This is a genomic window from Cytobacillus sp. EB106-05-05-XG126, from assembly GCF_058791715.1.
In genome coordinates this window covers 3,422-19,126 of the sequence record NZ_JBYTDU010000003.1, presented here as the reverse complement: position 1 = coordinate 19,126, position 15,705 = coordinate 3,422, and the positions used below count along the sequence as shown (strand labels likewise).

General features: G+C 44.4%; 14 protein-coding genes. All 14 read right to left on the bottom strand.

Annotation, left to right across the window (positions count from 1 at the left end):
* Positions 1-51: 51 nt before the first annotated feature.
* Positions 52-738: a response regulator gene (locus AC3WTL_RS13220; protein WP_159344326.1), complete on the bottom strand. Its 687-nt coding sequence runs from the start codon at positions 736-738 to the stop codon at positions 52-54.
* A gap of 22 nt (positions 739-760) precedes the next feature.
* The gene (locus AC3WTL_RS13215) at positions 761-2,347 is read right to left on the bottom strand and encodes a sensor histidine kinase (protein WP_404322847.1); all 1,587 of its coding nucleotides are present in this window, start codon (positions 2,345-2,347) and stop codon (positions 761-763) included.
* Between the two features lie 244 nt (positions 2,348-2,591).
* Positions 2,592-3,902 (bottom strand): UDP-N-acetylglucosamine 1-carboxyvinyltransferase, encoded by a 1,311-nt coding sequence (gene murA / locus AC3WTL_RS13210; protein WP_048007958.1) that lies wholly within the window; start codon positions 3,900-3,902, stop codon positions 2,592-2,594.
* A gap of 33 nt (positions 3,903-3,935) precedes the next feature.
* Complete coding sequence (locus AC3WTL_RS13205; RefSeq protein WP_248350012.1) at positions 3,936-4,676, bottom strand: YwmB family TATA-box binding protein; 741 nt, start codon at positions 4,674-4,676, stop codon at positions 3,936-3,938.
* 272 nt (positions 4,677-4,948) lie between these two features.
* A complete protein-coding gene (locus AC3WTL_RS13200; RefSeq protein WP_035327878.1) occupies positions 4,949-5,200 on the bottom strand; it encodes a DUF1146 family protein in 252 nt (83 codons plus the stop codon).
* 527 nt (positions 5,201-5,727) lie between these two features.
* Positions 5,728-7,248, bottom strand: a complete 1,521-nt coding sequence (gene nuoN, locus AC3WTL_RS13195) for an NADH-quinone oxidoreductase subunit NuoN (protein ID WP_492369510.1) — start codon at positions 7,246-7,248, stop codon at positions 5,728-5,730.
* 6 nt (positions 7,249-7,254) lie between these two features.
* Positions 7,255-8,772, bottom strand: a complete 1,518-nt coding sequence (locus AC3WTL_RS13190) for an NADH-quinone oxidoreductase subunit M (RefSeq protein ID WP_248350014.1) — start codon at positions 8,770-8,772, stop codon at positions 7,255-7,257.
* Positions 8,769-10,637, bottom strand: a complete 1,869-nt coding sequence (nuoL, locus tag AC3WTL_RS13185) for an NADH-quinone oxidoreductase subunit L (RefSeq protein ID WP_252220349.1) — start codon at positions 10,635-10,637, stop codon at positions 8,769-8,771. The genes AC3WTL_RS13190 and nuoL overlap by 4 nt, the downstream gene beginning before the upstream one ends.
* Before the next feature lie 148 nt (positions 10,638-10,785).
* The gene (nuoK, locus tag AC3WTL_RS13180) at positions 10,786-11,100 is read right to left on the bottom strand and encodes an NADH-quinone oxidoreductase subunit NuoK (protein WP_035327883.1); all 315 of its coding nucleotides are present in this window, start codon (positions 11,098-11,100) and stop codon (positions 10,786-10,788) included.
* On the bottom strand, positions 11,097-11,618 hold the full coding sequence (locus AC3WTL_RS13175) for an NADH-quinone oxidoreductase subunit J (RefSeq protein ID WP_048007953.1): 522 nt from the start codon (positions 11,616-11,618) through the stop codon (positions 11,097-11,099). Before AC3WTL_RS13175 ends, nuoK begins: the two co-directional genes overlap by 4 nt.
* Complete coding sequence (gene nuoI, locus AC3WTL_RS13170) at positions 11,615-12,034, bottom strand: NADH-quinone oxidoreductase subunit NuoI (protein ID WP_035327886.1); 420 nt, start codon at positions 12,032-12,034, stop codon at positions 11,615-11,617. The genes AC3WTL_RS13175 and nuoI overlap by 4 nt, the downstream gene beginning before the upstream one ends.
* Positions 12,035-12,385: 351 nt before the next feature.
* Positions 12,386-13,393, bottom strand: a complete 1,008-nt coding sequence (gene nuoH / locus AC3WTL_RS13165; RefSeq protein ID WP_048007952.1) for an NADH-quinone oxidoreductase subunit NuoH — start codon at positions 13,391-13,393, stop codon at positions 12,386-12,388.
* Positions 13,393-14,493, bottom strand: a complete 1,101-nt coding sequence (locus tag AC3WTL_RS13160; protein WP_197246495.1) for an NADH-quinone oxidoreductase subunit D — start codon at positions 14,491-14,493, stop codon at positions 13,393-13,395. The genes nuoH and AC3WTL_RS13160 overlap by 1 nt, the downstream gene beginning before the upstream one ends.
* 3 nt (positions 14,494-14,496) lie before the next feature.
* The coding region (locus AC3WTL_RS13155; protein WP_492369509.1) for an NADH-quinone oxidoreductase subunit C at positions 14,497-15,705 on the bottom strand (1,209 nt) is incomplete at its 5' end.

Here is a 15,705-nt window from a genome sequence, read left to right as displayed (position 1 = left end):
TTGGTTCACATAATTATAAAAAGAAAAAGCCCTGATCAGTAGGACTTTTCCTCATCCTTCTTTTATGTAATAATTCCGTTCCGGCCGTCCTACAATCCCATACTCCTGCTCCACATACGCTTTATTGGCACTTACCAAGTATTCCAGATACCTTCTCGCCGTAGTTCGGGATGCACCCATTTTTTCGCCAACTTTGTCTGCAGACATGCCTTTCGTTTCCTTTTTTAGTATTTTGCTTACTTTGTTTAAGGTAAGGTAGTCAATTCCCGCAGGCAAATCGAGTTTATCTTCTTTCACCTTCCGGCTTCCAAATAACCGGTCAATGGCATCCTGATTCACTTCCACTAATGAGTCCAGGATCTGCTTATCATGTCTATATTTCTCAAGTGTTCCGACAAATGTCTCCATTGTTACCGGCTTAATCAAATAGTTATGGACGCCAAACTTCAGAGCTTTCTGCAAATATTCTTTTTCTCTGGCAGCTGATATCAAAATAACATCCAGTGCAGGAAACTTTTCACGGATTTCCAGCAGCAGATCTGTTCCCAATTTATCCGGCATATATATGTCCAGCAGCAGCAAATCCACTTGATGGACGTTCAATAGATTCATGGTTTCCCTTGCATTTAAGGCCTTCCCGATCAGCTTCATGCCCTTAACCCTTGATAAAAATTCTTCATGGATTTGCGCAATCCGGAAATCATCCTCAGCAATTAGAACATTGATTACCCCACTCAAATTCCCCCTTTATAAGAGATAATCATTTTGGCAAGTAAACAGAAAACAGTGTACCATTTTCTTCATTACTGTCAAATTCAATCATTCCGCCTAATGAGCGTGCTTCATCGTTTACATTTCCAAGGCCATATCCTCTATGTTTTCCCTTGGAAGAAAAACCGGTTTGAAAAATAAATGGCTTATCCTCTTCCTTAATCCCCTTGCCATTGTCATTGATTTCAAAAATAATATCATTTCCGATATCTGTCACAAAAAAATGAACCATCTTTTCTTCTTTTTCTGCAACGGCATCAAATGCATTATTTATGAGATTTCCCAAAATAATGATCAGGGAAGATAGCTTGAATTTTTCCTGAAGGGATTCCAGCGAGCTTTCTGGATCAATAACAAAATTTATTTTCTTTTCCGACGCCTGCGCCATTTTCCCTAATAGAATGGCCTGGACTTTTTCATCCTTTATTTTTGATAATAACAAATCTTCCTCAATCGAATGGATATGGGCCTCATTTTTAATAAACTTAATCGCTTCCTCTTTCCTATTCAGCTGAAGAAGGCCGAGAATGGCATATAGCTTATTGGTGAATTCATGAGCTTGAGCTCTCAGGTCATCGGAATACTGCCTAACCTCTGATAGGGCATCAATCATATGCTTGATCTCTGTCCGATCACGGAAGCTTCCGACCACCCCTTTCTTTTGTTCTTCTTCAATAATCGGCTCAGTACTGACAATCATAATTTTATCTTTGTATTGTATTTCAACATTCATTTGTTTTTCATTGTTTGAAAGGATCCTTAACATTTCTGATGAATCAATTACATCAGTTAAGGGCCGCCCTTCTGCCTGTGCCTCAATATCCAGCATATGCTGTGCAGACGAGTTCATCATGGTGATAGCTCCTTGTTCATCCACTGCAATAATTCCTTCCCGCACCGATTGCAGGATCGCATTTCTTTCTCTGAACAAAGTTGCAATTTCATATGGCTCCAGATTGAGGGTATCTTTACGAATACTGTTGGCTAAAAGGAAGCTTCCAAAAATCCCAATAATTAAGATCAATACGGAGGCCTTTAGAATCTTTGCGATATCATCCCAAATAGAAAGGTATATCGCATCCATTTCATATAAAACAACGACTGTACCCTCGACTTTTTTATATGGTCCATAATCCACCAAAACCGGGGCAATCGCTTTAAGCACCTTTCTGCCGTTTTCCGTTGTTTGAAGTACGTAATAGCTCCCATAGGTAAGGGCTTTATCAATATTGTCTTTGTTCAGCATTTTATATAAACCCTGCTCATCTGTTGAAGCAATCAGCCTCCCATCACGACCCTGAAAAAATACAGTCATGGGCTTGGATTGATATTTAATCTGGTCCATCAATATATTGATATTTTCATGTTCGCCGCCATGCCGGAAGAAATCTTGCAGGGCAGGCATATAAGAAAGGGTCTTGGCCGTTTCCAAGGAAATTTCCCTCGCTTTTATCACATCATCAGCCTGCTTCATATAAATAAATAAGCCTGATAAAGACGTGATGATAAATATAATCAGCATGAGGACCAGTCCCAGAATTTTCACCTTCAATGAAACCTTAAGGAATTTTTTCATGATTTCTTCATTAGCGGTTCACTATATCCCATCTTTTTCTTTTATATTAGTATAAATATTCAAAATTATCCATGAATCCTTCTTACTAGTCGGCCTTAAGCTTGCCATAGAAAGCTAGACAGTAAATAAAAACCGCAGAATCGATTTGTCAGTCCTCTGACAGCTCGATTCTGCGGTTTCAGTTTGAAATGCGCGCAAGGCGACTATTTTGACGACTCTTAAAGGCCGCCTTGATTGGCATTATTTAGGCGTTCATGTCAGAAACAAGGCCATTATTAACAGATGTTTCTTCCACTTCTGTCACACGTTCGATATCTGCTCCCAATCCGGCAAGCTTTTCGTGGAAGTCCACGTATCCGCGGTCAAGATGCTTCAGCTCTGTTACGCGTGTTACGCCTTCTGCCACCAATCCAGTAAGGATCAAGGCTGCAGCTGCACGAAGGTCTGTCGCTGCTACTTCTGCGCCCTGCAGATTGCTTGGTCCGTTCATGATCACAGAACGGCCTTCAATTTTAACATCGGCGTTCATGCGGCGGAATTCCTCCACATGCATGAAACGGTTTTCGAATACAGTTTCCGTAATCACACTTGTACCCTGAGCGTGAAGCAAGAGGGCCATCATTTGTGATTGCATGTCTGTCGGGAATCCAGGATGAGGCATTGTTTTAATATCAACGGCCTTCAACTTGTCTGGACCCATAACACGGATGCCTTCAGCTTCTTCAATGAAGGTAACACCCATTTCTTCCATCTTGGCGATTAATGAAGCAGAATGCTCAAGTACAGCACCTTTTACAAGAACGTCTCCGCCTGTAATGGCAGCTGCTACCATGAAAGTTCCTGCTTCAATGCGGTCAGGTATGATGTTGTGTTCTGCACCGAACAGTACGTCCACACCTTCAATGCGGATCGTGCCCGTTCCTGCTCCCTTAACCTTGGCTCCCATTTTATTAAGGAAGTTAGCCAGGTCCACAATTTCAGGTTCCTTTGCTACGTTTTCCAAAACCGTTGTGCCTTTAGCTAATGTTGCAGCCATCATAATGTTTTCCGTAGCACCAACGCTAGGGAAATCGAGATATATTTTTGCTCCGTGCAAGCGGCCTTCAGGTGCTTCCGCTTCAATAAAGCCATTACCAACCTTTACTTTTGCACCCATCGCTTCAAAGCCTTTTAAATGCTGATCGATCGGGCGGGAACCGATTGCGCAGCCCCCTGGCAATGCCACACGGGCACGGCCATTTCTTGCTAATAAAGATCCCATGACTAAAACTGAAGCACGCATTTTGCGTACATATTCAAATGGTGCTTCTACCTTCAACTCTCGAGATGCATTTACTGTTACTGTATTATTTTCAAACTCCACTTCGGCGTTTAAATAGCGTAATACTTCATTAATAGTATATACATCGGAGAGTGTTGGGACATCACGAATTACGCTTTTGCCATCACTTGCTAACAGTGTTGCGGCGATAACCGGTAAAACAGCGTTTTTTGCTCCTTCAACTTTGACAGTACCGCTTAACCTATTTCCGCCGCGGACGATGATTTTATCCAAAGTGTATTCCCCTCCGCGTCCAATTTCTCTATATTAATATTCAATCGTTATGATGGGTGTGCCAATAACAATGTTTGTCTTGGCGCCCATTCCATTTGTCCGTAATCCAAGCTGCATGTTCATTTCATTGCCATTTGTCTCAATGAATTCACCAAAAAGCGGCGAATTTGCTGATGCTGAAATAAATTGGTCTTCTTTTAATGCTTCTATTTCTGTCGCATTAAAAGCGTCCAGTAGCTGACTTGCAGTATCAGGCAAAGACTTATTAATCTTATCATTGAATTCGCCTTGGATACAAGAGAAAATTGTGGCATTTCCTCGAAAAATGTCAGAAATCCTACTATTTAGTTCTGCAGCCAGTTTGCTCTGTTCTTGTTTCCACCCCTGACCTTTGGCCTCATAAATCACATACGTCTGAACTTGACCATTTGTGGGGGTTGATAAAATTTTCACTGCTTCTGACTGAGCATCTGTCTGCTTAATAATAGCTTTTGCTTCCCATGATTTTTCTGTTTTTTGAAAGCTCCATTCCCAATCAGGATATTGAGACTGCAGTTCTTTAGTGAATGCTTTTACTTCCTGAAGGTTTTGGTTTTCCATTTTTTCTCTCGCATGCAAAGTCCAATCTTTGATTAAAATATTCTCGCCCTGTAAAACCGAGGCCATCGTTAACAGGTCAAGCTCCCCTTTGGCTACAGTCGTCTTATTCCCAATGTTTATCATCATGAAACCAATAATGGCAATAATAGATAATGTAATGAATAATTTTTTCATCTGTAAACTCCTCCCCTTAGTACCATTGTTACCAAGGACAGAGTGAGCATACTTGGGAATTGTCGTCACTTTTTGACAAACTGAAAAGGCTGCAAAATCACTGTTATTTCCGATGCTTTTTTTGCTTTTTTATGCATACTTTGAAAACCATTTCACAAGATAGTATGTATGCAGGAAAACAAGCAACAAAAAGATTTTACTCAATAATTGTCAAATTGAAAACATGTATGAAGACCTATATTTATAAAAAATATGGCTATCATATACAGCACTTAAAGAAAGGTGATGTTCTGCAGTATAAGCGGAAGCTGCTGGGACCATAAAAGATAATCGAGAAAGAAGTTGCTGACGGAAGATCCAATTACAATTGAAAGCAGAACATACAATACACGTGCCTGAAAAACATGATTCGCCCGCAAAAGGGTTTCAAACCGCAATGCCTGAAGCGCCCACCAGGCCAGCGCAATAAACACCAAATGAGACATAATGCTGATGAGTGCCTGCTGCCCAAATCCTGATATCATCTTCTTCCCTCCTTTAATTCATTGCCACTTCGCTTACCTGCTTTTTGCGCTACAATACCATTTGACGTTTATACTATCAGGTAAGTTTCATGACTGGTTATTTTTTGAAAATTAAGTTTCTTTCTTTTTCGCAGTTTATTAAGTCCATTATATCGAATTGTCGAATAAACCCGAAATCTAAACCAAGGCAAACAAAAAAGAAGGGGAGATTTCCCCCTCCTATTTATACCCCTTTTGTCCCCTATTTCGTAACAGCTTTTTAAAACCCCCATTTTAGAAAGCTGTTTTCCTTAAAAATCCTGTCCATTGATTTCCACTGCGGCCACTTGCTTTCTGCGGGGAGGAACGGCAGCCTCCCCGGCTTCGCCTGTGTGGTCTCCCGCTCCCTCTCCTCCCGCATGACATTGAATATGCTTCCACGAATAAGCACCGCACGAAGAAGATGCGTTAGCATTTTTCGAGGACCAAGTGGCCTCCGTTCCAATCAACTCAGTGGAAGAACTTATGATTGTTTAGATTAAACACGCTTATTGAAAGAAATCATTAAACTGATTGAAATTGCTCTGCAGGAAATCAAATGCGATATTTGGTGCAATTCCGAACAAGATGGTGGCTGCCAGGCTGATACCGATAACAGCTGTTAAAGCCGCTGGAATCTTAACTTTTCCTGTATCAGCATCAGCTGCAGGCCTGAAGAACATTTGCACCATGACACCGAAATAGTAGAAGTATGAAACGACTGTTGTGGCAATCATAATTGATACCAGTACATAATGACCTTCATTCGGCACTAATGCACCCATAAAAATATTCAGTTTGCCAATAAACCCGGCTGTCCCCGGAATACCTGCAAGTGACAGCAGGAAGATAGCCATTGCGATGGCCAGGAACGGTGTGCGGCGGTAAAGCCCGGCAAATTGGCTGATATCTTCTGAACCCGATTTATGTGTCACATGCTGGATAATCGCGAAAGCGCCTAGGTTCATGAATAAGTAAGCACCGAGGTAAAACCAGAGCGTATCAAACATGAATAGTGACATGCTCGCAATCACAACCAGCAGGTAACCGGCCTGAGCGATGCTGGAATAAGCAAACAAACGCTTGATATTGCGCTGTCTTAGCGCAATCAAGTTCCCAATAATCATCGTGGCTCCTGCCAGGAAGGCAATGTAATCCTGAAGAGCCAGGATCATCGGAAGCCCCTGTACATCACCGGATGGCGCATTCGCAAAAATTGAAAACAGAATGCGGATAACAATGATGAATCCGGCTGTTTTGGAAACTACGCTTAAAAAAGCTGTTACAGGCGTAGGTGCACCCTGGTACACATCCGGCGCCCACATATGGAATGGCGCTGTAGCCAATTTAAAAGAAAGTCCCACCACGATCATAAAGAATGCAAGGCCTAACAGGTAAATATGCTGTTCATTATAGATGGATGTCAAAAATCCGGACATTTCCTTTAAGTTCGTAGTTCCAGTTAAACCGTATACATAACTCATTCCGAACAACGTGATCGCTGTGGCAATACTGCCGTTGATCACATATTTCATGGCCGATTCGTTTGAATGCAGACTTCTTTTTCTCATGCCTGCCAAAATGTAGGACGAAATGGAAAGAAGCTCAAGCCCTACAAACAGGGTGATTAAATCTCCGCTTGAAGACATGATCATTGCCCCAAGCAATGCAGCCATGAACAGATAGAAAAATTCCCCCCTGAATTCTTCCAATCCTTCATTCGGCTCATAGCCAATGGCAATCAACAGTACCATCGCAGATCCGATTAAGAGCAGCAGCTTAAAAGCTTTTGCAAAGGAATCAAGCCTGAACGTATCAAATAAAATGGATTCCGGACTATGCCCGATAAGGCCCAGTAAGGAAACAAGAGCCGCGAGTATTCCGGCAAAGCCGACCCAGCCGAGAATTTTTCGGCTTTGGGATTTCGGCATAAACAAATCCATTAATGAAAGAGCGGTCGCAACACCAAGGATGATGAACTCCGGCGTCATTATGCCCCATTCATAAGATAATAATGTTTCGAGATCCATCCTTCATCACCCTCCTATCCCAAGCATGATCGTTTCAAGTGTTGAGGTCAGCGGTTCGCTCAGCACACTTGGATAAACACCAATCAGGACAATTAAGCCGACTAAGACCAGGACAGGCACGAACTCAAACTTTTTCATATCCGTTATGCCGGCAAAGTCCCGATGCGCTTTGCCGTATGTGATACCCAGTACCGCGCGAAGCAGGTAAACAGCTGTCATAATGATTCCGATTGTACCGACTGCAGCGAGAATCGGCATTTCTTTAAACAGGCCTAGGAAGGCCATAAATTCACTCACAAAACCTGACATGCCAGGAAGGCCAAGGGAGGCCATTGCCCCTGCAAGAAGGAAGCCTGCCGTAATCGGCATCCCTTTTGCCAAACCACCGAGATTTTGAATATTGGAGGTTTGAAACCGTTCATAAAAGACACCCACAAGGAAGAATAATAGTGCTGCGATTAAACCGTGAGAAACCACCTGGAAAATCGCCCCCTGTATTCCTGCCTCATTTAATGCTCCTAATCCGATTAAAACGATTCCCATGTGGGAAATAGAAGAGTAGGCGAGCACCATTTTAAAATCGGTCTGAACAAACGCCAGGAACGCTCCATACAGTAAATTCACGACTCCAAGGACAGCCAGCCATACAGCAAGGCTTTGGAATTGCTCAGGAAATATTCCCATTCCGAAGCGGATTAAACCGAATGCCCCTATTTTCAAAAGCACTCCGGCATGCAGCATGACGATTGATGGCGGAGCTTGTACGTGGACCCGCACCATCCAGCTGTGCAGCGGGAAAATTGGGAGCTTCACACCAAATGCAATTAAAAGCGCAATCAGCATGCCCATTTTCATATTTTCAGAGATTGGCGCAACAAGCTGCGGATTATCCGCGTTCATTGCGGCCATCAAAGCATCAATATTGGCTGTGCCAGTACGGGCAAACAGTACCATAATGACAATCAGCAGAACAGCAGATCCAAGCCCGTTATAGATCAGGAAGCTGTATGCAGCATTTTCTTTTTCATAGTAACCCCATTTCCCAATCAGGAAGAAGGTCGGAATTAATGTGATTTCAAAGAAAATAAAGAAAAGAATCAGGTTTTCAGCGGCAAATACACCCAGCATGCCGACTTCAAGCAGCAAAAACAGCATGAAGTAGCCCTTCCATTCTTTTTTAATATGAATAGAAGCAATCGCTGCAAGTGTAGAAAGTACAGCTGTCAGGACAATCATGATAAGTGAGAATCCATCCAGCCCCAATTCATAATCAATGGAAAAAAGATTTCCAAGCTGGCCGGAATCGCCAAACTGAATCCAGCTTACTTTTTCATTCAGCTGTTCAAGGCTAGCACCTGCCCGGTATTGAAAATAGGCGATCAGCGCCAATATCAGCGCAGGAAGCGTGGCCAGGAAGCCAACTGTCTTGATCAATGATTCCTGCGTTCTCGGCAGGAAAGATAACACTAAAATACCAAGCAGCGGGGAGAAAACTAAAATGGATAGAAAATAAGCTAAGTTCATTTTAAGTACCCCCCTGTAAACGCATAGATGACAACTAAAATAGCCAGGCCGACAAACGCCACTGTTCCATATGTCTGAATCTGGCCATTATGGAATTTAGAACCAAGTTTTCCGAGAGCAGATATGATTCCAGCTACACTCTTTACAAGGCCTTCAACCAGGAATACTTCCAGGAAGCGCAGGAATGAGCTGATGAATTTCGCCCCATTCACTACGGTCAGCGAATAGAATTCATCGATATAGTATTTATTGTACAGAACGTTGTATGAAAGCGGCATTCTGCTTGTCAGCCAATCTCGTGAAAGTGAGCGTTTGCCGTACATTAACCAGGCAAGGAAAATTCCAAGCAGGGATACTGCAGTTGCAACAATCATAATCCAGGCAGGCCCTTCAATATGGCCATGGCCAAGGGCATGGTTATCTTCTACCAGCCAATCACCTAGAAATGTTCCAAACCATGGTGTATTCACATATCCAGCTACTATAGCCAGAACCCCAAGCACTACCATTGGCAATGTCATAACACTTGGCGATTCATGAACATTTTTCATTTCACTTCTTGCTTCACCAGTGAAAACCATAAAGAACAGGCGGAACATATAAAATGCCGTAAAGAATGCGGCAATTACCGCAAGCCAGAACAGTACCGTGTTCCCGTGTGCCCAGGCAGCGATTAATATTTCATCTTTACTGAAGAACCCTGAAAATAATGGCACACCGCTGATCGCCAGTGTTCCGATCAGGAACAGAGGGCCGGTTACGCGCAGCTTTTTCCACAGACCGCCCATATGTTCAATGTTCTGTGTATGAACGGCATGGATGACACTTCCTGCTGCGAGGAACAGCAAAGCCTTGAAAAAAGCGTGCGTCATTAAGTGGAACACGCCGGCTACATATCCTGCAGAACCCAGTGCCAGCATCATATAGCCGAGCTGGCTGACGGTTGAATAAGCGAGTACCCGCTTTATATCCTTCTGAACCAGGCCGATGCTGGCTGCAAAGATGGCTGTGAAGGCCCCAATGACAGCAACGGTCATCAGTGCTGTTTCGCTTGCTGCAAACAGCGGGAATAGCGCCGCCACTAAATACACACCTGCCGCTACCATTGTCGCTGCATGGATTAATGCGGAGACTGGCGTCGGCCCTTCCATTGCGTCAGGAAGCCATGTGTGCAGCGGGAACTGGCCCGATTTGCCGACAGCCCCTACAAAAATAAGAATCGCTGTTAATGTAATCATTGTGCCTGAAATGGCACCCGCTTCAACTGCTGCAAAAATCTCATCATATTCAAAGCTGCCAGCCTGCCAGAATAATAGAATCATTCCGATCAAAAGGCCGACATCTCCAATACGCGTCATGATAAATGCCTTTTTGGCCGCAGCCTTTGCTTCCTCTTTGTAAAAATAGAAACCGATCAGCAGGAAGGAACCAAGTCCGACAAGCTCCCAGAAGAAATACGTCTGAAGCAGATTAGGCGAGATGACAAGGCCCAGCATGGCAAATGTAAATAACCCTAAATAGGCATAGAAAACAGGAAAACGGTCATCCCCCTGCATATAGCCTTTCGAATACGTATGTACCAGGAAACTGACAAGTGAAACAATCACCAGCATCAGTGCATTTAACTGATTAACTTCAAAACCCGCTGTTAACTGAACATCCCCTATAGTCAGCCAAACGCCTTCTGCTTTATAAGTTGGTGCCGAAAACCGGTCAAATAGCACCAATAAGGAATAGACAAGCGATGCCAGGGTAAACAGAATCCCAATATAAGCACTCGCTTCTTTTAGCCGTTTGCCGAATAAAATAAGGAACAAAAACGATAAAAGCGGGAAAAGCGGTATGATCCATGCATTCTCCATCATTATCACAATCCCCTTTTTTGAACACACCCTAGAGCACGGCGTGCCAGATTGGGACCTTATGAACAGGTCCTTTAAGGCGGGAGCCACTTATGGCCGCCTTTTCAATTCTCTATTCTCAGCCAGCGCGGCTGCATTTTTTACAGTATATTTAGTGCTTCATAGCATCCATTTCATCAATGTTAACGCTCTTTTTGTTACGGTAAAGTGAAATCAGAATTGCTATTCCTACTGCCACTTCTGCTGCGGCAACCGCAATAACAAATAGCGTAAAAATCTGTCCGGTAATGGACGGTGTGATGCCATATTTACTGAATGCCACAAGATTAATATTAACCGCATTCAGCATCAGTTCGATTGAGATCAGGACAATCACAGTATTGCGCTTAGTCAAAGCACCATACAGACCGATGCAAAAGAGGATTAAAGCCAATGCCAGGTAAGCTTGAACGGGAACTGTACTCATTCCTTTTCTGCCTCCTTTTCATCGTCTTTTTTAGCCAGAACAACGGAACCAATCAAAGCGACCAATAATAGGACAGATGTTACTTCAAACGGAATAATGAATTTTGAGTAAAGCTCAATTCCGATTTGCTCTGTATTATTGACATGAAGGTCATTCGGCGCTGACGGCAAATCAAGGTTATAAATTCCGATGTAGACCGCGAAAGCGAAGCCAAGAACCCCCACGAATACTAACAGCTTACGCCAGCGGCCGGTTTTGGGCTCGCTTGTGTCGTTATGGCGCGTCAGCATGATCCCGAACAGCATGATGATGGTAATCGCTCCAGAGTAAATCAAAATCTGGACCGCGGCCAGGAATTCAGCTGAAAGCAGCACGTAAATTCCGGCGATGCTTACAAATGTAAATACAAGAGCGACAACCATATGCACAACTTTGGTAAGGTTCAATAAAAGCACGCCGCCGATGACCGCAACTAAAGCTAGAGACATAAACGCTAAAAACTCACCTGAAAACGTCATGCTTTATTCACCTTCCGTATATTTTCATCATTTTCATCGAGCCATTCAAGGTTTTTAAACAGCTCATCACGGCTATATTCCGCCAGTTCAAAATTATTGGTCATGATAATCGCTTCGGTTGGGCATACCTCTGTACACAAGTCGCAAAGGATGCAAATTTCGAAGTTGATATCATAGGTATCAATGATTTTACCCTTTTTGGCAGGGTCCGGATGTTTTTTCCCTGTCAGCTCGATACAATCGGTAGGACAAATATTTGCACACTGATTGCAGACAATGCATTTTTCAGGATAAAACTTTTGAATTCCCCTGAACCGGTCCGGAAGCGGAAGCGGCTCATTCGGGTAATCATACGTTACCTTTTTGCGTGTCAGGTTTTTAAGGGTATACGATAATCCTTTCGCTAAACCAAGCATGTTTTTCACCCCTTGTATAGAAATGCGGAAGCGCCTTGCCCACCCCCGACAAGCACAAGACGAGCCTCACGGAAAGGCGTTCTTTGCCTTTTGGGAGGATTGCCCGAAATGTGGAGGCGACTGCTCAGGGACGACAGGCATAATACGGTTCCTGTAAGAAGGCGTTTTTCCTTCTGGAAGGAAACGGCTTATGATCCCGAGTCCCTAGGAGCTGAAACAAGACAAGCTTGTGACCTCGAGGGGGGTAGGCGCTCCTCCTAAAAGCTAACGCTTTTAGTCCTGCGATGATTATGCTGCCGAAGCGTTCCTTGTGCAGCTAGACAATTCTCGAAGTTATGAGGCTGTTCCTCATTAAAATATATTCAGCCATTCTTTCAGCAAAGCTGTTAAGAAAATATTCGCAAGTGCTACCGGCAGCAGAACCTTCCAGCCAAATTCCATAAGCTGGTCTGCACGGAGGCGCGGGAATGTAACACGAAACCAGACTAAAACAAAGATTACAGCTGTAAACTTAAGCGCAAACCAGACGGCACCCGGAATGAACTCCAGGAACGGCAGCGGTAGCCACCCGCCAAGGAATAGCACGGTTGTCAATGAAGCCATGGCAAAAAAGTATACATATTCCGCAAGCATGAAGAATGCCCAGCGGAAGCCGGAATATTCAACATGGAAACCGGCTACCAGCTCTGATTCCGCTTCAGGCAAGTCAAATGGAACACGGTTTAGCTCCGCTGTGGAAGCAATCAGGAATACGATGAAAGCAATAGGCTGCCAAATAATGAACCAGCCATTTTTTTGCGCTTCAACAATTTCATTCAGGTTTAGACTGCCTGTTAAAAGGATAATGCCTAATACAGACATTACGAGTGGAATTTCATATGAAATCATCTGTGCAGCGGCACGCATTCCGCCAAGCAATGCATATTTATTATTGGAAGCCCATGCTCCGGTGACAATACCGACTGTTGTCAGCCCGGAAATGGCGATGTAATACAGCAATCCAACTCCAATATCAGCAAACTGCAGTTTGTCTGTAAATGGAATTGTCGCCAGCACCATGAATGCCGGTGCAAATGCAATAACCGGTGCAAGAATAAACAGCGGCCTGTCTGCAAGCTTAGGAATGGTGTCTTCTTTTAAAAGAAGCTTTAATACGTCCGCAACAGTCTGCAGCAGCCCCCAGCGTCCGCCGACCTGATTCGGCCCGTGGCGCAGCTGCATAAATCCCATGACTTTACGCTCCGCCAGAATGGCGTAAGTAACAAATCCCAAAACGACTAGCAGTAAAACGGTGGCAAGCAAGAAGAAAATACCGAAATTCAGCAGACCTGCTTCGGAATGGAGAAGTTCTTCTACCATTAACCGTCCACCTCCCCAAGGACAATATCAATTGCCCCTAAAATAGCAATCAAGTTCGCAATGTTTTCGCCTTCAAGCAATTTCGGGAGAATCTGAAGATTATAGAATGATGGCCTCCGGAATTTCATCCGGTATGGCTCCTTCTTTCCATCACTCGCGATATAGCAGCCGATTTCTCCCCTTGGAGATTCGATTCTGACAAACGCTTCCCCTTTTGGCGCTTTGATGATTTTTGGCACTTTGGCCAGAATATCGCCTTCAGACGGGAATTGCTCCACCGCTTGTTCAAGGATTTTTAGTGATTCTTCAATTTCCTGCATACGCACATGATACCTGGCCCACGCATCCCCGCCATCCTGAACCGCCACATCGAAATCAAAGCGATCATAGATGGAGTATGGCTCATCTTTGCGGAGATCCCATTTTACACCTGTGCAGCGCAGATTTGCACCGCTTAGCGAGTAGTTTAAAGCATCCTCTTTCGTATATTTTCCTACCCCTTTGACACGGTTCATGAAAATTTCGTTTCCGGTTACCAGCTGATGGTAGCCTTTGAGCTGTTCACGCATATATGGAACAAACTCTCTTACTTTATCAATCCAGCCCTCAGGAGCATCCCATTTAACGCCGCCGACACGCATATAGTTAAACGTTAGGCGGCCTCCAGAGATCTCATTCAGCATATTGATGATCATTTCACGCTCTCTGAATGCATACAGGAATGGGCTTGTTGCCCCAATATCCAGTAAATATGTACCCCACCATACGAGATGGCTGGCAATCCGGCCAAGCTCCATCGTAATGATCCTCAGATATTCTGCCCGTTCCGGAATTTTCAAATCCATCATCGTTTCCACCGCATGGACAAGGATATAATTATTCGTCATGGCGGCAAGATAGTCCATTCGGTCTGTATAAGGAATAATTTGCGTATACTGCAGGTTTTCAGCCAATTTCTCCGTTCCGCGGTGCAGGTAGCCGATGACCGGTTGCGCTTCTTTGATGATCTCCCCGTCAATTTTCAGAACAAGGCGAAAAACACCGTGGGTACTTGGATGCTGAGGTCCAACATTCAATAGCATTTCTTCTGTTCGCAGCATTGGTTACACCTCCACATCGTACGGTTCATAGTCTTTTCGCAGCGGATGTCCGATCCAGTCTTCCCCCAGCATAATCCGGTATAAGTTAGGGTGTCCCTTGAATCGGATGCCCAGCAAATCATATGTCTCACATTCCGGCCAATTGGCTCCTGCCCATAACGGCTGCAGTGAATCAATTACCGGCTCATCACGGTCAATTTTAACCTTCAGTGCAACAGATTGACGTTTTTTGTATGAGTATAAGTGAGCATACACTTCCATGTGGGTCTCAAAATCGGTGCCATGAAGCTCGGATAAATAATCAAAGCCAAGCTGTTCATTATATTTCAGGAATTCTGCCAATTTAAAATATGATTCAGCCCTGGCAACCAAAGTCGGCACTTCCTTGGAGAGATTATTGATATAGTACTCTTCAAGAACCTCGGCACCAAGGTTTTCTTCAATTACCTTCACATAATTATCAAGGTATGGCTGATTAACAGATGGAGCTTTTTCTGCAGCTGGTTCAGTGTCAGCCTTGGTTCCGGCAGCTTTTGCCTTCGCGGCTGCTGCGGCTGCGGCCTTTGCTTTCGCTGCGGCGATTGCCTTTGCCTTTTCATCATCTGCTGCTCCGTCTGCTTTGCCTGCTGCGGCTAATTTTGCTTTTGCTGCTGCGGCGGCTTTCGCCTTTGCTGCTGCAATCGCTTTTGCCTTTTCATCGTCCCCGCCTGCTTGTTTTGCTTGAGCTGCTGCTTTCGCCTTTGCAGCTGCGGCGGCCTTGGCTTTTGCTGCTGCAATCGCTTTTGCCTTTTCGTCATCCCCGCCTGCTTGTTTTGCTTGAGCTGCTGCTTTCGCCTTTGCGGCGGCTGCAGCTTTGGCTTTTGCTGCTGCGGCGGCTTTTTGCTTCGCCAGATCCATGTCTTCTGCAGGTGTTTCTTCCTTTGTTTCTCCCTGCTCTTTCGCTTTCATTTTAGCCAGGGCCGCTGCCTTCGCTTTTGCTGCTGCGGCGGCTTTTTGCTTCGCCAGATCCATGTCTTCTGCAGGTGTTCCTTCCTTTGTTTCTCCCTGCTCTTTCGCTTTCATTTTAGCCAGGGCCGCTGCCTTCGCTTTTGCTGCTGCGGCGGCTTTTTGCTTCGCCAGATCCATGTCTTCTGCAGGTGTTTCTTCCTTTGTTTCTCCCTGCTCTTTCGCTTTCATTTTAGCCAGGGCCGCTGCCTTCGCTTTTGCTGCAGG

What these genes read in the sequence shown, in the direction of transcription:
- AC3WTL_RS13215 (WP_404322847.1), bottom strand. Translation starts at nt 2,347, where the DNA reads ATGAAAAAATTCCTTAAGGTTTCATTGAAGGTGAAAATTCTGGGACTG.
- AC3WTL_RS13205 (WP_248350012.1), bottom strand. Translation starts at nt 4,676, where the DNA reads ATGAAAAAATTATTCATTACATTATCTATTATTGCCATTATTGGTTTC.
- AC3WTL_RS13200 (WP_035327878.1), bottom strand. Translation starts at nt 5,200, where the DNA reads ATGATATCAGGATTTGGGCAGCAGGCACTCATCAGCATTATGTCTCAT.
- nuoN (WP_492369510.1), bottom strand. Translation starts at nt 7,248, where the DNA reads ATGGATCTCGAAACATTATTATCTTATGAATGGGGCATAATGACGCCG.
- AC3WTL_RS13190 (WP_248350014.1), bottom strand. Translation starts at nt 8,772, where the DNA reads ATGAACTTAGCTTATTTTCTATCCATTTTAGTTTTCTCCCCGCTGCTT.
- nuoL (WP_252220349.1), bottom strand. Translation starts at nt 10,637, where the DNA reads ATGATGGAGAATGCATGGATCATACCGCTTTTCCCGCTTTTATCGTTT.
- nuoK (WP_035327883.1), bottom strand. Translation starts at nt 11,100, where the DNA reads ATGAGTACAGTTCCCGTTCAAGCTTACCTGGCATTGGCTTTAATCCTC.
- AC3WTL_RS13175 (WP_048007953.1), bottom strand. Translation starts at nt 11,618, where the DNA reads ATGACGTTTTCAGGTGAGTTTTTAGCGTTTATGTCTCTAGCTTTAGTT.
- nuoI (WP_035327886.1), bottom strand. Translation starts at nt 12,034, where the DNA reads ATGCTTGGTTTAGCGAAAGGATTATCGTATACCCTTAAAAACCTGACA.
- nuoH (WP_048007952.1), bottom strand. Translation starts at nt 13,393, where the DNA reads ATGGTAGAAGAACTTCTCCATTCCGAAGCAGGTCTGCTGAATTTCGGT.
- AC3WTL_RS13160 (WP_197246495.1), bottom strand. Translation starts at nt 14,493, where the DNA reads ATGCTGCGAACAGAAGAAATGCTATTGAATGTTGGACCTCAGCATCCA.